Genomic DNA, 21,360 nt, shown 5'->3' with positions numbered 1-21,360 from the left:
TCCAGTATTCGACGACTCGTAGTGCGATGTCACCAATAATAATCCAGGTACGCTATCGACAGTTAGATTATGGGGACCGATACCACATGCCTCTCAAACGGAGTCCAAACACGGCTTCTCGCGGGCGGCGTCGAACACGTTTTGCGGCCGGTCGCACAACACGCTCGTATGGACGACGCCGAGCGTGAGGCCCTCATCGGACGTGTCAACAAACAGGGATCGACCGTCGGTGCGTCGATTCCCGAGACGATCACCATCGACGACGAGGCAATCGAGTTGGCGGAGTTCATCATCGAGACCCGCGAAATCGACGAACTCCCGCCGGACGCCGAGGAAATTCTGGAGCAAGCAAAACGCACCTTCCGAAGCGAGCGCGCCACCCGAATGGAACGCCTCGAAACCGCGCCGCTCGATCAGGCGGCCGCCGAGGCGTTGGCTGACGAGATCAACGGGATCGACCGCGCGCTCAACGCGCTCGAAACCATCCGCCATCCCGACTACGGCGAGCAATCGAAGTCGGCAACCATCGACGACTACAAACGCTGGCTCGGGTTCGTTGACCAGCTGAAATAGAACTGCTCGTCGTCTCCGCCAGCAATCTTCCGCCAGCGACGCTTACTCCATGTTGTCCGGACTGCGCGGATGGTAGTCGGTATCGTACTCACCGGGATTCGCATCGAGGCGGTCGGGGTTGATCCGGCCCGCCAGCAGCATGAAGTCCAGAATCGTCAGGTTGAGCATCGCTTCGACGACCGGCACGGCCCGCGGCATCAACACCGGGTCGTGGCGGCCGACGACCTGAATGTCCTTCCGCTCGCCGGTCTCCCAGTCGGCGGTCGTCTGTTCTTTCGGAATACTGGTTGGCGCGTGCCACGTCGCTTCGCCGTAGATCGGTTCACCGGTCGTGATCCCGCCTTGCAGGCCGCCGTGGTCGTTGCCGACGGGGACCGGGTCGCCCTCCTCGCTGACGGTTTCGGGGTGGGAGTCGCCGTCATCGAATTCCCAATCCTCGTTGCGCTCGCTGCCGCGCATGGTTCGGGTGTCTCGGCCCGCGCCGAACTGGAAGGCACTCGTCGCTGGAATCGAAAACATCGCTTGGCCGAGTCGGGCGGGGAAGGAGTCGAACCGCGGCGCGCCGAGTCCGCGGGGGACGCCCCGGCACTCGAAGTACACCGAGCCGCCGATGGAGTCGCCGGCTTGCTGGTACTCGTCGATAGCCTCGCGCATCTCCTCGGCGGTTTCGGGATGCGCACACCGAACCTCGTTGTCCTCGGTGTGTTCAAGCATCTCCTCGAAGCTGACTTCGGGGGCTTTGATATCGCCGACTTGGCTGACGTGCGCTTTGACCTGTACGTCGTACTCACTCTGTTCGAGNACCNNNTTNGCGACNGCGCCNGCNGCGACCCAGTTCACCGTCTCNCGNGCNGAGGAGCGACCGCCACCGCCCCAGTTCCGCGTCCCGAACTTCGCCGAGTAGGTGTAGTCGCCGTGGCTCGGTCGCGGCGCCGTCACGAACGGCTCGTACTTGCCCGACCGGGCGTCCTTGTTCTGGATGACCATCCCGATCGGAGTGCCGGTCGTGTAGCCGTCCTGNNTNCCGGAGTTGATNGTNACNTCGTCNGGTTCGCCGCGGGANGTNGTNATCATCGACTGGCCGGGTTTGCGGCGGTCGAGTTCCGCCTGCACTGCCTCGGTGTCGAGATCGACGCCGGCTGGACAGCCGCTGATCGTCACGCCCATCGCTTCCCCGTGGCTCTCGCCGTAGGTCGTCACTTGAAAGAGCCGACCGAACCGATTGCCGTTCATTATCAGCCTATGGACCCCCGGTCCATTTGAACCTTGCAGTACGTCGCGAGAACGATCTGCCTCAGTTGCCGGGCTCGAAGAGGTCGATATCGAGGTTGGTCCACCAGCCGCTGCCCCATCGCTCCCACAGCCACCCGACCCCGCCGCCGAGTGCGAGAATGGTCACCGCCGGCCCGACGAGCTTCACCACCGGAAGCAGCGACAAGATTCCGACGACAACTGCGCCGCCAACGAGTGCGAGCCACAGCTTCGGCAGGCCGTCGGTGAACTGTCGGATGAGGAAACTGCCGGCGATGATGTTGCCGAGGGCAGTCGTCACGACCACAAGCAGGAACCCAGCGAGGATCGCCACCAACAGCAGTCCGTTGACCTGTAGTGGCGCGCCGATATCGACGAGCGTCCCGACGACGACGCCGGTCAGCAGGAACCCACCCGCTGCGGCGATCACCCCGGCGATGCCGAAGCCGGCTGACCGCACCGGCTTCCGTTGGACTTGTTTGTCGATCGCGCGTACTGCCGACTTGGCCTTCGAGATCAGGAGCCAGCCGACTACCAGCGTGAGCATCCCGTAGCCCAACAGCGCGACGATGCCGAAGACGACCGCACCGACCGAGAGCAGGTCGATCCCGCTGCCGGGCACGGTGCCGATGTCGATACCGCTGCCCGGGATCGACGCGATGCTGGCAGTTACTGCTCCCGTCGCCAGCGCGTGACCCACCATACCCGTACCACAGCGGTTGTAGTAAAAAACGTATTGTCGATCTCACCTCGCTGTCGCCGACTACTCGCGGCTAAGTTCCGCACCGAGCGACGACAGCACCTCGAAGAAGTTCGGGAACGACACGTCGACGTGATCGGCTCCGGTCACGGTCGTCGTCCCGTCGGCGACGAGGCCGGCGACCGCCAGCGACATGATGACGCGGTGATCGTGGTAGCCCTCGACGGTCGCCCCCGACAGCGACGAGTCGCTGCCGTGGATCGTCAGCGTCGCCTGCTCTTCGGTGACTGACGCGCCCAACTTTTCGAGTTCGGTCGCCATCGCGCTCACGCGGTCGGTCTCCTTGAACCGGACGTGCTCGCAGTTCTCGATGACGGTGTCGCCCTCCGCAACGGCTCCGAGCGTCGCAATCGTCGGCAGGAGGTCCGGCGTGTCGCCGACGCCGACGGTCGTCCCCGACAGCGACGACCCCGAGACGGTGATCTCGCCGGCGTCTTTGTCCCACGCGATATCGGCTCCCATCGAATCGAGGATTTCGACGATCGCGCTGTCGCCCTGCGCGCTCGGCTGTGCGCCCTCGACGACGACTTCCTCGCCGTCGCCGGCGGCGACCGCACCTGCGGCCAAGAGATAGGACATCGACGAGAAGTCGCCGGGAACGTGGTACTCGCCGTCTTCCGGGGCGTAGGTCTGGTTGCCCTCGACGACGAAGCCGTCCGCGCCGGCCGAGCGAACGCCGCCCGTGCCAGTCGCGCCGACGGGTTCGGCGGTGACGCCGAAGTCTTCGAGGACTTCCAGCGTGATATCGACGTAGGGCGCGGATTTGAGATCGGTCGTCAGTTCGAGTTCGATCCCCTCCTCGGTGACCGCGCCGGCCATGAGTAGTGCGGAAATGTACTGCGAGGACACGTCGCCGGGGATGGCGACCGTGCCGCCAGCCAGCGGCCCCTCGATGACCAGCGGGGCCTGCCCGTTGCCGCGGGTGCTTTCGGCGCGCACGCCGAGGTCAGTGAGCGCGTCGAGCAGCGGCCCCTGTGGCCGCGAGCGCAACGAATCGTCGCCGGTGAGGACGGTTCCACCGTCAGCGAGCGCGGCCGTCGCGGTGACGAGTCGCATCGTCGTCCCGCTGTTGGCGCAGTCGATCACGTTATCCGGCACCTCGGGCACGCCGTCGAACCCGGTGATTTCGAGGGCGTCGTCGCCAGCGGCTTCGACGGTGCCACCGAAGGCCTCGACCGCCCGCTGAGTCGCTCGCGGGTCGGCACTGTCGAGTGGGTCGTAGACCGTCGCGCCGTCGCTGTAGCCGGCCGCGAGAATTGCGCGGTGGGTGTAGCTTTTCGATGGTGGTGCGCGCGCCGTTCCCCCGAGTGCGGAGGGAGAGATGTGAACGTCCATACGCCGGCATTCGGGCGGGGGGCTATCAGGATACCGGAGCGCGTCGGCGTCGCCGATGAACGCTCACAAAAACTGTCGCCGCTGTGACTCCGGCTACTCGCGCTCGTCGGGAGTCGCAGCCGCTTCTTTTTCGGTTTCGTCGTCGTCCGCAGTGGTCGTGTCGTCGTCCGCAGTGGTCGTGTCGTCGTCAGAATCAGTGTCGGCTGCGGTGGTGTCAGCCTCGTCTTCGGCCGAATCAGGATCGACGCTCTCGGATTCGTCTTCGGTCGCCTCCGTTTCAGTGCCGGTGTCGCCGCCGCTGGCGTCACCGTTCTCGCTCCGTTCGTCGCCGTCGCCGTGGAACTCGAACGGCTGCTCCTCGTCGTCGTCGTCAGCTTCCGACTCCGACGTATCGGAATCGAGGGCCGTGGCTCCCTCGACAGCGGTCGTGGTGTCGATCGCTTCCGTCTCGGCGTCCTGTTCCTGTTTGTAGGTGACCGCTCGCTCCTGCAGTTCGTCGATCCGGGGCACGTCGGTCACGTTCGAGAACAGCACTGTCGCCGTGATCTCCGAGGCGTTCGGCATCGGCTCGTCGCCGGCCAGCACTTCGACCGTGCCGGTCTTCTCTTCGAGGAGGTACCGCCCGGTTTCGAACCCTTTCCGGGAGATGTCTTTCGGCGGGCCTGAGAGAATGAGGAGGACGCGGTCAGTCGATTCGATATCACACGGGATGGTTAGTTTCGACTCCAACGCGCTGCGGACGAGTCGTTTGACTGTCGCCGCGTCGGTCTGATTGTCCGGCGTCTCGTCGGCCAGCCCCAACAGCTGCATCAGCCGAGCGACCAGCCCCTCATCGCTGTTGTCGACCTCGATTGTCGAATAACCGATCGAGGCGAGGCCGCCGACATCCAGCGTTCGCATTACGTCGGCGGGATCGATCCGCATTTCCGAGACAACGCCGGGATCGGATTCGCCGGCTGCAAACACCGACAGGACGCGGGTGGCGATCGCCTCGTTTATCTCCTCGTACTGCTCGTCGAGCGGTGTCGTACTCCGTGCCCACGTGTCGTTGTCGACGGGCAGGACGGCGTCGGCCAGCGGCACGAACGTCCGCACGGCTCGGGCAGCGGTGAGCGCGCGCTCATCGGATTCCCGCGTCGACGGCAGTGCGCCGAGGACGTAGACCGGGATTTCGTAGACGCTTTTGAGTTCTTCCAGCAGGACGCTGCTGACGCCACAGCCGGTGCCGCCGCCGAAGCCGGCGACGACCATCGCGGCGTCGACCTCGGTGTCGTCGACGAGGTCGAGCGCGCGGCGGATCTCCGGCAGTTCGTCGTCGGCAACGGTCGCACCGAGTTCGGGGTCGCCGTCGACGCCGGCCGAATCCCGTTGGGTCGCGCTGGCGGCGTCGGTGTCGGGACCGTCTTGGCTCGGCTCGACGTATTGGTTGACCGCCGAATGGGTGTCGCCGATCAGGATCTGTCGCTCCTCGGGGAGGGCCTCGGTCTCGCCGAAGGCTTCGGCGGCGGTGTTGAACGCCAGCACGTTGCCGTCGGTGAAGTTTCGACCCGTCTCAGCCTCCGCCTGCAACAGCTGGTCGACCAGCCGTGTGCCCGCGTTGCCGACCCCGAACAGCGACAGCTTCATTCACTGCCCTCCGACGAGCGCGTGCCGGTCGCCGCTCGCCGTCGGCCGGCGTGATCAGACGATGGGGTCGAGATCATTGTCATCGTCGGTGATCAGCGACTCGATCTCCTCCTCGCGGACAGCTTCCTGCTGTTGGATCGTGTTCTGTGCGTCGACCGCTTGGTCCTGAATCTCCTTGATCCGCGGCGTGTCGGTCACGTTCGACAGCAGGACGACCGCCGCCAGCGTATCGGAGTTCGGCCGCGGGTCGTCGCCGGCCAGCACGTCGACCGTTTCGGTCTCCTGTTCGAGCCAGTCGCGGGCGGATTCGACGCCTTTTCGGGAGATTTCCGACGGCGGCCCGGCGAAGACGATCAGCGCGCGCTCGGCACTCGATACGTCACACGGGACGGTCAGCCGGGAGTTGACTGCCCGCCGAACGAGACCTTTGATCTTCGCCGCGTCGGTCGACTCCAACTCGGAGACTTCCTCGTCGCTGAACCGCGACAGTAGGCCGTCGTCAGGCGTGTTGACGCCGGTCGAGGCGTAGCCGATGGAGGAGACGCCGCCGACCTCCAGCGTCCGCATGATGTCGCTGGAGTCCATCGCGTTCTCGCCGATCTCGCTGTCGTCGACCTCACCCGCGGCCAGCAGCGTGACGATCCGCGTCGCCAGCTCGCGGTTCATGTCCTCGTAGCCTTCTTCGATGGTCTGCCCGCGGGACCGCCAGGCGTCATTGTCGAAGGCGACGAAGTTGTCGACCTTGTTGACGAACGACTGCAGCGACCGTGCGGCGTTGAGTGCGGGCCGGCCGCCCTCGTATTTGCCCGGTAGGAGGCCCAGGCCGTAGACCGGTTCATCGTACATCTTCTGGAGCTCTTCGATGACGACCGGCGCGGCACCACTGCCCGTACCGCCGCCGAGCCCGGCTGAGACGAGGATCGCGTCGACCTCGTGGATCTCAACGTCGTCGAAGATACGACGGATGTCGTCGATCTCCGTCTGTGCCACTTCCGCACCGATCGCGGCGTCGCCGCCGACGCCGTGCCCTTTGGCCTTTTTGTGTGTCTCGCCGATCAGCAGTCGCCGGTCCTCGGGGACGTGTTCCGGCTTGGCGAGGTCAGTTCGCGCGGTGTTGATGACGAGCGTGTGGCGGCAGAGATCGCGCCCGGTCGCCTGCTCGAACTCCACCATCCGGTCGATGACTTTGCTGCCTGCGTTGCCAACGCCGATCGTTGCGAGTTTCATTGGTGACTCCTCTGAAGTCTACCACGTAGTAGTGAGACCATACGTTACTGACACTCAGGGACTCAGGGTTTATTAACCTATGTTAGGTTAACCGATACAAGCGGCAAAATATGATCCCTCCCTCCGGGAACGCAGGGTCGCTATCGTCGGCTACGTTCCGCTGATCTAAAGCTTGAAACCCGGGCGGCCGGTAGACAGCGCATAATGGTTTCCGACGACCTCCGAAAGCAAGCCCACAATCTCGACGTGACCGTCTGGGTCGGTAAGAACGGCATCGATTCCGTCACCGACGAGTTGGCCGACCAACTCGGCGACAACGAACTGGTCAAAGTCAAGTTCCTTCGAGCGGCCCGCGGGACCGACGACACCGACACGCTCGCCGCCGACCTCGCCGAGAACGTCGACGCCGAGTTGATCGAAACCCGCGGCAACACCGCCGTCCTCAGATAATGCTGCCCCCACCGGAGGCGGCCGATACCGTCATCGGCAACATCCTCGCGGAGTTCGGGGTCCCGGCGGCGGATCTCATCGGCTCGGGGCTCACGTTCGTCGGCGTCTTCCTCGCCGTCCTGCTTGCCGGGCGACTCATTGTCGTCCCGTTGGTCGATCGTGTGTTTACCAGCCGCGGTCTCGAAAGACATGCCGCCCGCCCGCTGAAGAAGCTAGTCGGCGTCTTCATCGTCTTTGTCGCTGTCGCGGTCGCCTTCGGCGCGGCCGGGTTCGGCAGCTTCCTCACGTCGCTGGCGACGATCGCCGCGGCGGCGACCCTTGCGATCGGCTTCGCGCTACAGGACGTGATCAAGAACTTCGTTGCGGGCGTCTTCATTTTCACCGACCGACCGTTCCGGATCGACGACTGGATCGAGTGGGACGAGCATTCCGGCATCGTCGAGGACATCAGCTTCCGGGTCACTCGCATCCGTACCTTCGACAACGAGCTGTTGACCGTCCCGAACTCGGCGTTGACCGACGGCGTCGTCAAGAACCCGGTCGACGGCGACACCCTCCGACTGAATTTTCTGTTCGGGATCGGCTACGACGACGACATCGACAGGGCCAGCGAGATCATCGTCGAGGAAGCCGAATCCCACCCTGACATCCTCGACGACCCCGAGCCGTCGGTACGGCTCACCGAATTAGGCGACTCCGCCGTCGGGCTCCGGGCACGCGTCTGGATCGCCCAGCCGAAGCGGTCCGACTTCGTCCGGACGCGCAGTGAGTACGTGAAACGGGTCAAACAGCGGTTCGACGAGGAAGGGATCACCATCCCGTTCCCGCAGCGGGAACTCTCCGGCGGCGTCGAAATGGCCGCGCCGCCCGAGATCGCCGACGCCGATTGACCCAGTACCGACGGCGGCCGCTGAACGGATTGCGCCGTTACAACGTGTTCGGATCGATCCGCATCGCCAGCCGCCGGACGGCGACCGCGGCGGCGACGGCGACGATGCCGTAGACGGCGACTGCCAGCCGGGTCGACCCTGTCGCGCTATCGATCGCCAGCCGCGCGGCCGTGTTCGCTGGGCCGCCGGGCAGCAGCGTCGCCCCGCCGAAGAACAGCAGAATGCCGACCGAGAACAGCAGTTGCGCCGAGCGGCGATCCGGCGCGAGCAAGGCTGTCGCCACCGACAGCGCGACCACGATCGTCGTCACCGCGGTGACGAGCGCGAACAGCCAGCCCGCGTTGGCGACGGCGACGCCGTTGACCGCGAGCAACGCCAACCAGAGCATCGCCTGCAGCGGCGCGATGGCAATCATCGCCGCCGCCTTGCCGTCGACGATATCGACCATCGTGACCGGCGCGACCCGGAGCAACTCAAGGGTGCCCTGTTCGGCCTCCTCGGTCAGCGAGTCCACGGTGATCGAGCCGCTGATGAACACCGGCAGGAAGACCAACAGCGGCAGCAGGATCGTGTACGTGAAATCGTAGTACGGGTTGCCACCGGTGTCGGGCGGCAACGCGAGCGGCGGGTTCACGAGATCATCGGCCCGCTGGGTGCGGACCTGCCGTTCGAGCGTGCGTAAGGTCTCTTGGCTCTCCGAGACGATCAGCGTCGTCTCGATGCTGCCCTCGGGGGCGGTCATCACCACCTCGATCCGGCCCTCCCGCTGATTCGCCTCAAACACCGCATCGACCGTGCCAGCCTGAAAGTCCTCGAACGCGTCGGCTGTCGTCGAGTATTCGCTGCCGCTGACGGCGGCTCGCTGGTCCATCGCCGCCAACATCTCGTCGCTCGCGTCGCCGGTCACCGCCGCGTCGATCTGGTAGCCTTCAACGCTGCCGGGATCGTACAGCGAGACGAGCCCGACAACGAGGAAGCCCGAGAACCCGGCGATGAAGAGTTGGATGACGAGCGCGAGGATGATCGTCTTCTCGCGGCCGAGCACCCACAACTCGCGTTTCGCAATCGTGGCTCGCTGGTCGCTGATCGCGTCGGCGAGTCGGTGGCGGCTCTCCTGCAGCCATGCTGGCTCATCCATAGAGCGTCACCACCCCGAAGTTGTACGCCGCGTGGACGACCGTCGCCGCCGTCAGCGCGACGAGATACCACCGGAAATCACGCCGCGCGCCGAGCGCGGAGATACCGGCGGTGACTGTGTGCAACACCAACGGCCCTGCCAGCAGCAACAGCGTCGTCGACGGCGTCACGCCCGCCGGCTGCAACGCCGCTTCGCCGAGCGCAAGGTCCGGCAGGCCGACGACCTGTGCGATAACGGTGAACTTCTCGGCGATGAAGAAGCCGACGCCCGACACCGCACCGAGCAGCAGGGCGGTTGTCGCCGAGCGGTCGAAGCGGTCGCTCTCGAAGCCAGCGAAGACGTGGATGCTCTTGGCGACCTCCTCGACGGCGGCGATGACGACGAGGATCAGCGGGATCGAGAGCTCGATCGGCGCGATGAACAGCACGGCGATCGCCAGCAACTCGGCAACGAACACGAAGGGGAGGAACAGCGCGGTCAACACGCCGACGGAGGCGACGCCGCTGAGTCGGGCATCGAGGGCGTCGAGGAATTTTAGCGGTACTCGCTTTTGCGTGAACATGTCCTCCTCGCGGTAGACGCCCGTTCCGAGCATGAACAGCACGCCCGAGCTGAGGTAGAACGGCGCGGTCGAGAAGACGTAGCTCCCGAGGCCGACGGCCTCACCCTGTAGCTCCATGACGACGAGCGTCAGCGGCGAGATGAGTGCGATCGGCGTGACGTTCGTAAAGATCGAGGGGACGAACACGTAGGTCGTCAGGAACGTGGTGATCGTCACCGTCACGAAGGTCAACTCCTTGAACGACCGGGCGAACATCGCGCCGAGGAAGGTTGCCGCGAGGAACGTCAGCGCGATGGGGACGACCGCCAGCACCGACAGCAGGCTGCCGCCGATGGCGACGGCGATCCCGGCGGTCACCGCGACCGCAACGGCGATATACGGCAGCGTTTTGCCGGCGACGATATCCAGTCGTTCGACCGGCGCGACCAACAACAGCTCCCCGCGGCGGCTGATCCGCTCGTTGAGGATGCTGCTGCCATAGGCTTGAATAATGAAGTTCATCGGCACGAGGAAGAGGAACGCCAACAGCAACGAGGCGAAGGGGAACGGCGGGCTGATCTCGGCGGGCGAGCCGCTGGTGCTGCCGCCGAACAGCGCGCGGTCGAGCAGCGAGCCGTCGTCGGAATCGATATCTGGAGCCGACTGCTCTGGCGTGTCACTCCCGCCATCATCGCCATCACCGCCGTCGCTGCCACCATCCGAATCGCTTCCGTCGCCATCGCCACTACCGTCGTCACCGCTATCGCCGTCGCCCGTTCCATCGGTATCGTTGCCGAGTTCGGCGACGGGCTCGTCATCGTTGCCGACTAAACTTCCCGCGCCGTCGCCCGCCTGCGGCGTGTACCGGAGTTCGACGACGACGGGATAGGCGGCGGTGGCGTTAGGTTCCTGCGTCATCAGGCGGTCGTTGTAGGACTGGACGGCCGACCGAAACGCCGTCAGCGCGGCGTTGCCCTTGTCGCTCGGCGCGCGCTCGACGAGAAGCGTCGGCGGTGGCTGTGGCTCACCCGCTGGGGCTTGCGGCTGTTGAACGAATCCGACAAGCAGGTCGATCTCGCCGCGGTCGAGGGCACTTGCGTCGGGCGGTCGGGCGACCAGTGCGGGGGTGTCCTCGATCACTTGGTTGTAGGGGCTGTCGTCGTCGATGCCGATCCGGTAGATGTCGGTGTTCGGCGACGGCGAGGCGACGCCCAGCGAGAGCGCGGCCGCGGCGACTCCGCCGACGACGCCGACGAGGACGATTGCGATCAGCAGCGTCCGGCGGTTGTAGCTGGCGGTGCTCTGGGCGATCTCCCAGCGGGCGATCCGGCGAATCCGCCGCAGCCGGCGGGCGGCCGTCGAAAGGATCGCCCGAAACCGGTCGCGGCGCGTCACTGCGGCCCCTCCGGCTGGCTCGGCGGCTCCTCGCTCGCGTCGGGCATCGGTTCAGCGTCGTCACCGCCTGCCTCACTCGCTGCGTCAGTCCCCGTCGCCGTCCGCGGGCTCGGCATCTGTTGGCCCGTGAGTTCGAGGAAGATGGATTCGAGGCTCGGCTCGTCGGTCCGGATGTCAGTAACGCTGCCGCCTGCGGCTTTCGCGGCGTCCTGCAGTTCCTCGACGTCGGCCATCGTCTCGACGACAGCGCGGTGCCGGCCGTCGGCGGTCAGCTCGGTTTCAGGGAGGTCGATATCGCTGTAGACGTGGTAGGTCGTATCGCCGTGTTCCTCGCGGATTTCGGCGACGGAGCCGCGGGCGATGATCCGCCCCTCGTTCATGATGACGACGCGGTCACAGACGCTCTCGACGTGATAGAGGTTGTGCGCGCTGAAGACGACGGTTTTGTCCTCCTCGCGGAGTTCCTCGGTGAACTCCAGTACCGAGTTTGTCGTCAGCGGATCGAGCCCGCTGGCGGGTTCGTCGTAAATGAGCACGTCGGGATCGTTGACCAGCGAGCGGGCGATGGCGACCTTGCGTTTCATGCCCTTCGAGACGTCGCCGAGCCGGCGGTCGCGGTATTCGAGTTCAAGCCGGTCGAGCGTCGATTCGATCCGGTCGCTCGCCACGTCGCGCGGCACGTCGTAGAGGTCCGCGAAAAACCGGAGATACGAGCGGGCCGTCATGTCTTCATAGAGCGGCGATTCTTCGGGCAAAAAGCCGAGTTGGTGTCGCATTTCGGGGTCGCCGGCGTCGTAGCCCGCAACGGTCGCAGTGCCCGCGGTCGGTTCAATGAGCCCGGCCAACATCTTCAGCGTCGTTGTCTTCCCCGCACCGTTCGGGCCGACGACGCCGAAGATCTCCCCGCGGTCGATCTCGAACTCGCTGCCGACGACGGCGGCGAAATCGCCGTAGGTCTTCCGCAGCCCCGACACTTCGATCATACTTGGTGTGCCACCGCGGCGCACTAAAACACACGGCTGCAACTATCAGCGATAATATCGGGGCCTCGTCGGCGTCTCCTGCATCGGCTACGATGGCCGGTCCAGCGAGAACCGATCCCGTGTCGAGGCGTAGTAGCTACCGGCGAGCCGACCGACCGTATCGAGATCCGCGATATCGATTTTGTCGTCGGTGAGAACGCGCTCGTCGACGTGGGCGTGGACGACCTCACCGAGGATCAGCACGCTCCCGCCGACTTCGATCCAGTCGTAGAGTTCGCATTCTAAGGCAACTCTCGCGGCCGCGACGCGTGGCGGGTCGATGACGACCGACTCGGCGCGGTCGATGTCGACGTGGTCGAACTCGCTTTCGGTGGCCGGCAGCGTCGCGCTCGTGGCGTTCATCGACTCGACGAGGTCGTGGGTGACGGTGTTGAGGACGAACTCCTCGGTGTCGGCGACGTTCTGTGGTGTATTCTTCAGGTCGTCGCTGCCGACCGGCGCGAACATCACGACCGGCGGCTCGATAGCGACGACGTTACAGAAACTGTACGGTGCGAGGTTGTCGATGCCCTCCGTACTCGTCGTCGAGATCCAGCCGATTGGCCGGGGTGTGATCGCCGTCGACAGCAGGCGGTAGGCCGAGCCGAAGTCGTCGGGCGCGCCGTCGAGCGTCGCCATCGCTACGGCGCGCCGACGAGGACGAACTGGCTCGGCGCGTCGCCGTTGTGGATCTGCCGCTCGCTGTCGGGATCGACGCGGATCGCCTCGCCGGCTTCCAGCGGCACGGCCTCGTCGTCAATGGTGATCGTCGCCGCGCCCTCGACGAGGACGTACACTTCCTCCTGCTGTTGGTCGCTGTGATCGTGGAGTTTGCCGCTCCACCCCGGCTCGCAGTCCAGCACTGAGATACCGAGTTGCTCACAGCCCAGCGGCTCCCGCAGGAACCGGAGGCCGCCGCCGACCGGCTCTACGTCCTCGTAATCGACTCTCGTGTAGGACATCGATCCGACATTCGGCGGCGAGTGGAAAGTACTCTTCGACGGTTCCTGTATTCATCCTCGGTCGGTACGATCTTGTTGTCGGGATAACAAGTACAACTATGAGTGAGTCTGTGGTCGGTGTAGACGGTTGTACCGGTGGTTGGTTCGCGGTCCGGACGACCGATGCAGGTACGCTCAATAGCGACCGCTACGACAGCTTTGAAGACCTTGTTGATGATCACGCGGCCGCCAACCGAATATTGGTTGATATACCGATTGGACTCTCCGAAACTGACCCACGTGAGTGCGATATTGAAGCACGCAAATATCTTGGCGCGCGTGGACGGTCGGTATTCCCCGCACCTTGTCAGAAGGTTGTTGAGCACGCCCGTGAGGACGATGCCAGCTACGACCGTGCGAACGCACTCCAAGACGAGCAGCTTGGTTCAGGCCTCTCCAAGCAGGCGTGGAACATCACACCAAAAATCGCCGAAGTAAATGAGTTCTTCACTGCGAACTCACCGGATGTCGAATTCGTCGAAAGCCACCCTGAGTGCTGTTTCGCCGCGCTCAACGACGGATATCCGATTGCGCAGCCGAAATCGACAACGAAGGGTCGAGCCGCACGATTCGGGGTTCTTGATAGCGAACTCAATGGCTGGCGGGACTGCTACGAGGCTGCTCTCGACGACTACTACCGAAAACACGTCGCCCGCGACGACATCATCGACGCGCTGGTGTTGGTCGCTGCCGGACAGTACCCACTCACGTCGTTGCCGGCTGAGCCGCCGCACGACGCGTCCGGATTACCAAAACAGATCGTCGTCCCCGATATCGAGCCGCCGTGGGAGCAGTTCGTCGCCCTCGCCGAGCGGTAGCGACGGACTCGTATCAGGGTTTGACCGCGACGAACCGCAGCCGCCGATAGTCGGCGATCCACGAGCCATCGCGGAACAGGTCCTCACGGAGCGCGTCTTCGACATCGCTGACGACCGCTTTCTGTTCGGCTTCCGAGAGCGGGCCAAAGACAGGGTCGCCGAACATGTCGAGCCACTCGCGAAGCCCGCCGTCACCACCCTCCAGCGTCGTCGGTCGGTCGAACAGCTCCGCCATTCTGACCTCGAAGCCGTGGGCTTCGAGTCGGCTGGCGTACTCGCCGATACTCGGGAAATACCATGGGTTGTCGCTGTCGTAGCCACGCTCGGCGAGGGCGTCGGCGACGGCCGCTCTGATCGCCGCGACGTTGCCGATCCCGCCGCATTCGGCGACGAACCGGCCGCCCGGCTCCAGCGCGTCGGCGACGGTGTCGAGCAGTGCGTCCTGATCGGCGTCGGGAATCCAGTGGAGCGCGGCGTTCGAGAAGACCGCGTCGAAGGACCCGTCGGGCTCATAGCTGCGGGCATCGGCGTGGACGAACTCACACTCTGGATACTGCTCGCGGGCTTCGGCGATCATCGATTCGGCGTTGTCGATGCCGACGGCGGTCGCGCCGCGCTCGCGGATCGCTTCGGTCAGGTGGCCGGTGCCGCAGCCGAGGTCGAGCACGCGCTCGCTGGGCTGTGGGTCGAGTACGTCGACGAGATCGCTGGCGGCGTTGTGAACGAAATCACAGGTCGCGTCGTAGTCGCTGCCGTCCCACTCGTTGGTCGTTGGGTCCGAGTCAGGCATCTGTCTTATTGCTGTCACCGAGTCGCTTATATTTCGTGTTGATGCAGCCGGGTGTGCGTCGCCGGGACAGCCCACCCGCTTGTTTTTGTAGCCAACGCCCCTAGGAAAGATATGAGCACTCAACAGGCCGAAACGATCACGGTCTACTCCGATTACGTCTGTCCGTTCTGCTATCTCGGTCGGGAATCCCTCTCGCGGTACCAAGCCGACCGCGATGGCGACCTCGAAATCGACTGGCAGCCGTTCGACCTCCGCAGCGGGAAACGCAACGCCGACGGCAGCATCGACCACTCGGTCGACGACGGCAAGGACGACGAGTACTTCGAGCAGGCCAAGGAGTCGGTGCGCCGCCTGCAGGAAAAATACAATGTCGAGATGGCGATGGATCTCGCTACCGGGGTCGACTCGCTGAACGCACAGGTCGCCAGCTACTACGTCAAAGCACACTACGACTACGAGACGTGGCTGGCCTTCGACGAGGCGATCTTCGCTGCGCTGTGGACCGAAGGACGAGATATTGGGCGCGAGGAGGTCCTCGTTGACCTCGCAAACGACGTTGGGATCGACGCCGACGAGATCGCGGCCGCACTCGACGACGAGACAGTTCGTGACGAACTGACCGACGAGTTCGTCGCCGCCCAGCAGGCCGGCGTGACGGGCGTGCCGACGTTCGCCTACGACGGCTACGCCGCCCGCGGTGCGGTCCCGCCGGAGCACCTGCAACGGCTCGTCGAAGGCGAGGCGTAGGCCGTACCGCCGAATGGTCCGTGGCGAACCCTTTTAGCGAATAACGCGCTACGATCCTGTATGAGCACGGAGACGGGCGAAGAAGGTGAGCAACCGTCCCCGCCGACACACATCACACTGAAGCGGTCCGACGACGGTGAGATGTGGATCGTCACCGACGAGGAGACGGGCGTCACCACGCAGGGTGAAACCCGCGAGCACGCCCTCGAAATGATCGACGAGGCTGTGAGTCTCCACAAGGGTGAGATCGGAGAACCCGTCACCGACGACGACCTCCGCGACTTAGGGATCGATCCTGACACAGTGCCCGACGAAGCGGGTGTCCCCGATGTGCCGTGGTTCGACGGCAACGAGGAATGACACGGCGGCAGTTTTCCGGCGAGACCGTCGCCGCGGTGCTGATCGATAACGGCTACTATCCTGTTGATCGTACGGGCAGCCATCTCCAGTTACGGTATGAACACCCGGAGACGGGTGAGCTTCGAACTGTGACTGTCCCGATGCACGACGAGCTTGCGACTGGAACGCTTCGGAATATTGCCGATCAGTGCGGCGCGCTCGATTTCGACGCGTTCTGTGCGTGGATCGACCGCAACAGCTAACCAAGACTCGGTGGCCACGCCAAAGACCGGATTTATTTGTCCGCTGGCCCGACCGCCGGTATGGCTATCGAATCGGGCGACACCGTCGTTATCGAGTACATCGGCAGGTTCCCGGATGGCAGCGTTTTCGACACCTCACGCTACGAGGTCGCCACGGAACACGGCCTCGCGGAGGCCCAAGAGAGCGAGGAAGACGACTACACCTCGCTATCGTTCAACGTCGGCGAGGGTGAAGTGATCGAGGGGCTCGAAGAGGGTGTCATCGGGCTGAACGTCGGCGACACCGAAACGATCACCATCCCGCCGGAGCAGGGCTACGGCGAGTTCGACCCCGAACGCGTCCGTGAGTACGACCCCGACACGTTCGAGGGCATGGTCGGCAGGGAACCCGAAGTCGGGATGCACGTCCACGCGCAAAACGGCTTCCACGGCGACGTGACCGCAGTCAGTGAGGACACCGTCGAAGTCGACTTCAACCACGAACTCGCCGGGAAAGAGTTGGAGTTCGAAATCGAGATTATAGACGCTTGGTAAGGCGTCGCTGACGAGCAGTTGGTGGGGAAGGCTCCCAACTACGATGCCGTGCTGACGATCTTGATAACGTCGCCGTCTTCGAGTTCGTAGCTATCCGAGATCCGCCGTTTCGTTTTTCCGTTGACGGCGTGGAGATAGCCCTCTGCGATGTCGGTGTGGACGGCGGCCGCGAGATCCGTCGGCGTCGATCCCTCCGGTAGCAGGAACGCGTCGGGGAGCACGTTGCCCTGCGCGTCGGTCCACTTCGTCTCGTTTTGGACCGGGAAGGCAGTGATGTGGTCCAGCAGGTCGAAGACGGCCGCGTTGAGCGCGGTCTGGACGCCGGTGCCGCCGTACTCGGCCATCACGTCACGGATCTGTTCAAGCCCGGCGGCCTGCTCGTCGCTAATATCGCCGACGATCTCGAAGTCCTCGTCACCGGGGTTGTAGTCGACGACGCCAGCCTCGACGCCGCGGCGGAGCGCGAGTTCGCCGTCGGCCGTCGCGGGAATGACGATCTCGGCGGCCTCCTGGAGTCGTTCGAGCGTTTCGTCATCGGCGATATCGACCTTGTTGGCGACGAGAATGATCGGTTTCGTCTGGGCGCGAACCGCCGCGGCGAGGGCCTCTTTGTCCGAATCCTCCCACTGGATCGGGTCCTCGGGATACTCGATATCTCGCAGGCAAGCGGCCACGTCAGCGGTCGTCGCGCCGAAGCCGGTCAAGAGGTCGGTGAGGGCGTCGTTGATGTCGAAATCGGGCGAACGGGATTTGCGCTCGACTGACTCCCAGTTGCGGTCGAGGATGCCGGTCAGCCACTGGTTCATCTCCTGTTCGATGAACTCCACGTCCTCGACCGGGTCGTGGCTCCCGGGCTCGACGGGTTCGCCCTCCTCGTCGGTGCTGCCGGAGGCATCCAGCACGTTGAGGATCGCATCCGCGTTCGTCAACTCATCGAGGAATTGGTTGCCGAGGCCGCGGCCCTCGTGCGCTCCGGGGACAAGGCCCGCCACGTCGTAGAGTTCGATGGGGACGTAGCGAACCCCGTCGTGACAGCGGTCGTTCTCGCATCGCTCCTCAAGTTCGAGACAGGGGCAGTCGGTGCGAACCGTGGCGACGCCGCGGTTGGCGTCGATGGTCGTGAACGGGTAGTTGGCGACATCGACATCCGCGCGCGTCGCCGCCGTGTAGAACGTCGATTTGCCCGCGTTGGGTTTCCCCGCGAGCGCGAGAGAGAGCATACCCTTCCTTCCTCGACGGCTGGAAACTGTCTTTCGGTCTACGCCGTGGTTGCGGCCGTGGAGTGCCGGACTGCCAGCTACTCGTAGATGATGTCGCTGATCTGCTGGGGCTCACCGGAGAGATCGGGTGTCTCCTCGACGATCTGCAGCACTTCGTGGTCCGTAATGTCGGGGTAAGGCTTCTGGATCGCGTCCTCGATGAGATCCTTCTCAAGGCGGAACTCGGTCCCGTTGTAGACGACATCGACGCCGGTTTCATCGAAAGAAAGCGCGGTCATACCCGGACACTTGCTCCCGAATGATAAAAACGACACGAGGCTGTCGGCGACAGGGAGCGGAGCGTCAGCCACCTGTCTTGCGGACCGTTTAATAGTCGCGGCGTGCTGTATCGGCCTGTGAACCCCCCGCAGAACCCGCTCGATGAGCTGCAGATTCCCGACGAGACGACCGTCGAGGAACACGATGTCGTCACCGACGGCGACATCCTCATCGGGAGCAACAGCACCGTGGATTTCGGGCTGCGGGGTCGGACCATCGCTGCCGGCGAACGCGTCGNGTTCGGNNGCNANATCGAGGCCGACGGCGACTGNCGGCTCGANATGTGGTGTGACGTGGCCGGCAACGTGCTCGTCGGCGAGGACGCGTATCTCGGCGAGCGCGTCCACATCGGCGGCCAGCTGNTNGTNTCNGGNGANCTCGACATCGGCGACGACGTNNNNATCGAGGAGGGNTTCGAGGCNAACGGTTGGATCGTCACCCGGAACCCCGTGCCCGTCCTCGTCTTCTACTTCATCATCCTCTCGCAGTTCCTCCGGATGGGCGATACCGACAAAGCCGACGAGTTCGCCTCCGCACTCGCCGGCGAGGGGATCGAAGAGCGATCACCGCTCGTCGTCCCCCGCGGGGCCGAAATCTCCGACGACGCTTGGCGCGTCTCGACGCCGGCCCAGATCGGCGACAACTGCCGGCTCCACGGCAACATCCGCGCCGAATCCATCGTCATCGGCGAGAACACGACCGTTTTCGGCAGCCTGCGCGCCCGCGACGACATCGAGGTCGGTGAGAATACGGTCGTCATCGGCGACGTAACGACCCGCGGCGGGACGATCACCCTCGCCGCTGGCTCCCACATCCGCGGTGATGTCGCCTGCGAGGACCTCGTCGTCAACGAGGGAGCCGAAGTCGACGGCACGCTCCGGGCTCGCGGCGAGATGAAACTGATCCGCCGAACCGAGGAGGAAGCGAGCGATGACGCCGAGGCGGATGCGGCCGACGATGGCGATGTTGCTGACGACGGTGATTCAGCGGACGCGGACACGGAAGACCCGGACGCAGCCGCCGAAGTCGATGCGGATTCAGGGCCCAAGATGGCGTACACGACTGGCGACGACGCAGCTGAGGAGGAGTCGGCCGACGACACCCTCACTGACGAAACTGCCGACACCGACGAGCAGCCTCCTGCAAAAGCCAGTGATCCGGTCGGTGCCGCCTACACCGTCGGTGACGATGTCGACAGCGAATCGGACGCCGATCCGGAAACTGCAACTGACGACGAGGAAGCCGAACCCGACACCGAGACGGCGCAAACGGTTGGCAGCCACTACCTCGCTGGCAACGGCGACGCTGCCGACGACACGGCCGAATCCGAACCTAACGCTACCGAGGCTGATTCTGACGATGCTGACAGCGACAACGGTGACAACGCGGCCGACGAGAACAACGACACCGACGACGGCGCGGTCATCATCACCGACGCCGAAAGCGACGATATCGAACTCGAAAGCGACGGCGACGGGACCGACCCCGATTCGACTGCGGATTCCTGACTCGCGGCTTACTCGACTGACTGCTGCCGCGCCTGTTCGAAGACTTGCTCGTGGAGCGTCGTCGTCACCTCGTCGGCCAGCGTTTTGAGGTTGACTGCGTCCTCGCGGTTGTAGGAAATGAGTGTGTCGAGCGCGCCATCGACGCCGGATTCGTGTTCGCGCCACAGCCGGACGGCGTCGCGGCCGGAGATGTCGGGGCGGTCGCGCTCGATGCCGATATCGCGTTCGACCTGTTTGAGTCCGCCGTCGAGTCCGACGGATTTGCAAGGGTACATCAGATCGAGATGGGGAACCTCGACATCGACGCTGAAAGATGTCTCGAGGAACGGTTGGTCGAATCGGATTCCGTTGAAGCTGACCAGCAGGCTGGCGTCGTCGACCATCGCCTGTATTCTGTCAGCAGTCAGATCGTCGTCGCGGACGAGCGTCGTCGTTTCGCCGGCCTGATGGAAGCTGACGGTCGTGACCACGTCGCGGTGTTCATCGAGCCCGGTCGTCTCGATATCGAAGAAACAGGCGTCATCCCGGAAATTCTCGTAGAGCCGCCACCGCTCGCTGCTGGGGAAAGTCTGGTCAAAGAACGTGGGGTTCTCCGCCGCGAGGTGATCTCGTGCCGTGTCGATGAACGACTCGATCTTTTCGGCTGTCGTTGGGCCGACCAGCGAGGGATCGAAGCAGTCCCAGTCGGTCGCGCCGTTTGCCCAGAGCTGCCGCTCGGTCTTCTCGCCGACCCCACTGACAGGAATAAAACTGTTCTCGATTCGCACACATGCACCCCGGCGACGGGCGGTATTTAATTCTCCGGCTCGCCGCGGATCACGGCAGCTAAGCCGCCGCGACCCCAGGCTGACCCATGTGCGGTCGGTACACCCTGCATACGTCGCCGGAACGCCTCGCCGAGCGGTTCGATGTCGCGGTTCCCGAGTCATTCGAACTGCGGTACAACTGTTCGCCCGGACAGGAACTCCCGGTCATCACGGGCGACGAACCCGACCGACTGCAGTTTTTCACCTGGGGGCTGACGCCTTCGTGGGCCGATGAGAAACAGGGCCTCATCAACGCCCGCGCCGAGACGGTCCGCGAAAAGCGGAGCTTCGCCGACGCCTACGAATCGCGTCGCTGTCTCGTGCCGGCCGACGGCTTCTACGAGTGGACCGATCTCGGCGATGGCAAAGCACCCTACCGGGTCGCCTTCGAGGATGACCGCCCGTTTGCGATGGCCGGCCTGTGGGAACGCTGGGAGCCGCCGACCCAGCAACTCGGTCTCGATTCGTTCGGTGACAGCGACGACAGCGACGACCCAGAGCCGCTGGAGACGTTTACCGTCTTGACGACGGAGCCGAACGACCTCGTTTCGAAGCTTCATCACCGAATGGCGGTCGTGCTGGAACCAGATGAGGAAGCCCAGTGGTTGCACGGTGATTCGGACGCTGTCGCGGAGCTACTCGATCCGTATCCAGCCGACGAGTTCGACTATTTCCGGGTCTCCGACCGCGTCAACAGCCCAACGAACGATGACCCCGAACTGATCGAGCCAGTCGACGCCTGAGAGAGGGTGTCGCTGGCGGCGTGGCCACCGACAGCGTTTTTCAGTCCGCCGCGCAGAGTGAGGGT

General features: G+C 64.4%; 24 protein-coding genes. 10 read left to right on the top strand and 14 right to left on the bottom strand.

What is annotated here, in order from left to right; genetic code table 11:
- Window positions 1–168 precede the first annotated feature (168 nt).
- Window positions 169–573: a DUF5788 family protein gene (locus EGH24_RS11045; RefSeq protein ID WP_142980193.1), complete on the top strand. Its 405-nt coding sequence runs from the start codon at window positions 169–171 to the stop codon at window positions 571–573.
- Between the two features lie 42 nt (window positions 574–615).
- Here EGH24_RS11045 and aroC read toward each other — a convergent pair whose 3' ends face one another.
- From aroC to EGH24_RS11020, 5 genes are all read right to left on the bottom strand, one after another.
- Window positions 616–1,806 (bottom strand): chorismate synthase, encoded by a 1,191-nt coding sequence (aroC, locus tag EGH24_RS11040; RefSeq protein ID WP_142980192.1) that lies wholly within the window; start codon window positions 1,804–1,806, stop codon window positions 616–618.
- Window positions 1,807–1,867: 61 nt separating this feature from the next.
- Complete coding sequence (locus EGH24_RS11035; protein ID WP_142980191.1) at window positions 1,868–2,527, bottom strand: hypothetical protein; 660 nt, start codon at window positions 2,525–2,527, stop codon at window positions 1,868–1,870.
- Between the two features lie 60 nt (window positions 2,528–2,587).
- Window positions 2,588–3,919, bottom strand: a complete 1,332-nt coding sequence (gene aroA, locus EGH24_RS11030; RefSeq protein ID WP_142980190.1) for a 3-phosphoshikimate 1-carboxyvinyltransferase — start codon at window positions 3,917–3,919, stop codon at window positions 2,588–2,590.
- 93 nt (window positions 3,920–4,012) lie between these two features.
- A complete protein-coding gene (locus tag EGH24_RS11025) occupies window positions 4,013–5,545 on the bottom strand; it encodes a tubulin/FtsZ family protein (protein ID WP_142980189.1) in 1,533 nt (510 codons plus the stop codon).
- A 54-nt stretch (window positions 5,546–5,599) separates the two neighbouring features.
- A complete protein-coding gene (locus tag EGH24_RS11020) occupies window positions 5,600–6,772 on the bottom strand; it encodes a tubulin/FtsZ family protein (protein WP_142980188.1) in 1,173 nt (390 codons plus the stop codon).
- A gap of 204 nt (window positions 6,773–6,976) precedes the next feature.
- On the opposite strand from EGH24_RS11020, the gene EGH24_RS11015 reads away from it, so the two are divergent.
- The gene (locus tag EGH24_RS11015; protein ID WP_142980187.1) at window positions 6,977–7,222 is read left to right on the top strand and encodes a YhbY family RNA-binding protein; all 246 of its coding nucleotides are present in this window, start codon (window positions 6,977–6,979) and stop codon (window positions 7,220–7,222) included.
- Window positions 7,222–8,112: a mechanosensitive ion channel family protein gene (locus tag EGH24_RS11010; protein WP_142980186.1), complete on the top strand. Its 891-nt coding sequence runs from the start codon at window positions 7,222–7,224 to the stop codon at window positions 8,110–8,112. The genes EGH24_RS11015 and EGH24_RS11010 overlap by 1 nt, the downstream gene beginning before the upstream one ends.
- 37 nt (window positions 8,113–8,149) lie before the next feature.
- On the opposite strand, the gene EGH24_RS11005 is transcribed toward EGH24_RS11010, so the two are convergent.
- The 5 genes from EGH24_RS11005 to EGH24_RS10985 form a co-directional block, all read right to left on the bottom strand.
- Entirely contained in the window at window positions 8,150–9,250 is a 1,101-nt protein-coding gene (locus EGH24_RS11005; protein ID WP_142980185.1) for an ABC transporter permease, read from the bottom strand.
- Window positions 9,243–11,186 carry an ABC transporter permease subunit gene (locus EGH24_RS11000; protein ID WP_246057966.1) on the bottom strand — a complete coding sequence of 648 codons (1,944 nt, stop codon included), beginning with the start codon at window positions 11,184–11,186 and terminating at the stop codon, window positions 9,243–9,245. The genes EGH24_RS11005 and EGH24_RS11000 overlap by 8 nt, the downstream gene beginning before the upstream one ends.
- Window positions 11,183–12,169, bottom strand: coding sequence for an ABC transporter ATP-binding protein (locus EGH24_RS10995; RefSeq protein ID WP_142980184.1), 987 nt, complete (start codon window positions 12,167–12,169; stop codon window positions 11,183–11,185). Before EGH24_RS10995 ends, EGH24_RS11000 begins: the two co-directional genes overlap by 4 nt.
- A gap of 87 nt (window positions 12,170–12,256) precedes the next feature.
- Window positions 12,257–12,847 carry a flavin reductase family protein gene (locus tag EGH24_RS10990; protein ID WP_142980183.1) on the bottom strand — a complete coding sequence of 197 codons (591 nt, stop codon included), beginning with the start codon at window positions 12,845–12,847 and terminating at the stop codon, window positions 12,257–12,259.
- 2 nt (window positions 12,848–12,849) lie between these two features.
- Window positions 12,850–13,170 (bottom strand): cupin domain-containing protein, encoded by a 321-nt coding sequence (locus EGH24_RS10985; protein WP_142980182.1) that lies wholly within the window; start codon window positions 13,168–13,170, stop codon window positions 12,850–12,852.
- A 98-nt stretch (window positions 13,171–13,268) separates the two neighbouring features.
- Here EGH24_RS10985 and EGH24_RS10980 point away from each other — a divergent pair, with 98 nt between their 5' ends.
- Window positions 13,269–14,027: a DUF429 domain-containing protein gene (locus EGH24_RS10980; RefSeq protein ID WP_142980181.1), complete on the top strand. Its 759-nt coding sequence runs from the start codon at window positions 13,269–13,271 to the stop codon at window positions 14,025–14,027.
- A gap of 13 nt (window positions 14,028–14,040) precedes the next feature.
- On the opposite strand, the gene EGH24_RS10975 is transcribed toward EGH24_RS10980, so the two are convergent.
- The gene (locus EGH24_RS10975; RefSeq protein ID WP_142980180.1) at window positions 14,041–14,817 is read right to left on the bottom strand and encodes a methyltransferase domain-containing protein; all 777 of its coding nucleotides are present in this window, start codon (window positions 14,815–14,817) and stop codon (window positions 14,041–14,043) included.
- Between the two features lie 111 nt (window positions 14,818–14,928).
- On the opposite strand from EGH24_RS10975, the gene EGH24_RS10970 reads away from it, so the two are divergent.
- The 4 genes from EGH24_RS10970 to EGH24_RS10955 are packed head-to-tail and all read left to right on the top strand — an operon-like array spanning window position 14,929 to window position 16,700.
- Entirely contained in the window at window positions 14,929–15,564 is a 636-nt protein-coding gene (locus EGH24_RS10970; protein WP_142980179.1) for a DsbA family oxidoreductase, read from the top strand.
- Between the two features lie 60 nt (window positions 15,565–15,624).
- Window positions 15,625–15,924, top strand: a complete 300-nt coding sequence (locus EGH24_RS10965) for a type II toxin-antitoxin system HicB family antitoxin (protein ID WP_142980178.1) — start codon at window positions 15,625–15,627, stop codon at window positions 15,922–15,924.
- Window positions 15,921–16,166 (top strand): type II toxin-antitoxin system HicA family toxin, encoded by a 246-nt coding sequence (locus EGH24_RS10960; protein ID WP_142980177.1) that lies wholly within the window; start codon window positions 15,921–15,923, stop codon window positions 16,164–16,166. The genes EGH24_RS10965 and EGH24_RS10960 overlap by 4 nt, the downstream gene beginning before the upstream one ends.
- Before the next feature lie 60 nt (window positions 16,167–16,226).
- Complete coding sequence (locus EGH24_RS10955; RefSeq protein ID WP_142980176.1) at window positions 16,227–16,700, top strand: FKBP-type peptidyl-prolyl cis-trans isomerase; 474 nt, start codon at window positions 16,227–16,229, stop codon at window positions 16,698–16,700.
- A 38-nt stretch (window positions 16,701–16,738) separates the two neighbouring features.
- Here EGH24_RS10955 and EGH24_RS10950 read toward each other — a convergent pair whose 3' ends face one another.
- Together EGH24_RS10950 and EGH24_RS10945 are read right to left on the bottom strand one after the other, a co-directional pair.
- Window positions 16,739–17,920: a redox-regulated ATPase YchF gene (locus EGH24_RS10950; RefSeq protein ID WP_142980175.1), complete on the bottom strand. Its 1,182-nt coding sequence runs from the start codon at window positions 17,918–17,920 to the stop codon at window positions 16,739–16,741.
- Window positions 17,921–17,997: 77 nt separating this feature from the next.
- On the bottom strand, window positions 17,998–18,198 hold the full coding sequence (locus EGH24_RS10945) for a DUF5800 family protein (protein WP_142980174.1): 201 nt from the start codon (window positions 18,196–18,198) through the stop codon (window positions 17,998–18,000).
- 321 nt (window positions 18,199–18,519) lie between these two features.
- Here EGH24_RS10945 and EGH24_RS10940 point away from each other — a divergent pair, with 321 nt between their 5' ends.
- A complete protein-coding gene (locus EGH24_RS10940) occupies window positions 18,520–19,746 on the top strand; it encodes a polymer-forming cytoskeletal protein (protein ID WP_449271760.1) in 1,227 nt (408 codons plus the stop codon).
- An 8-nt stretch (window positions 19,747–19,754) separates the two neighbouring features.
- On the opposite strand, the gene EGH24_RS10935 is transcribed toward EGH24_RS10940, so the two are convergent.
- Window positions 19,755–20,513, bottom strand: coding sequence for a ribonuclease H-like domain-containing protein (locus EGH24_RS10935; RefSeq protein ID WP_142980172.1), 759 nt, complete (start codon window positions 20,511–20,513; stop codon window positions 19,755–19,757).
- An 86-nt stretch (window positions 20,514–20,599) separates the two neighbouring features.
- On the opposite strand from EGH24_RS10935, the gene EGH24_RS10930 reads away from it, so the two are divergent.
- On the top strand, window positions 20,600–21,295 hold the full coding sequence (locus EGH24_RS10930) for an SOS response-associated peptidase (protein ID WP_142980171.1): 696 nt from the start codon (window positions 20,600–20,602) through the stop codon (window positions 21,293–21,295).
- The last annotated feature ends 65 nt before the right edge of the window (window positions 21,296–21,360 follow it).

The organism is Halonotius terrestris, assembly GCF_006861665.1.
Classification (GTDB): Archaea; Halobacteriota; Halobacteria; order Halobacteriales; family Haloferacaceae; genus Halonotius; species Halonotius terrestris.
This window is presented reverse-complemented; position numbering and strand designations above follow the sequence as displayed.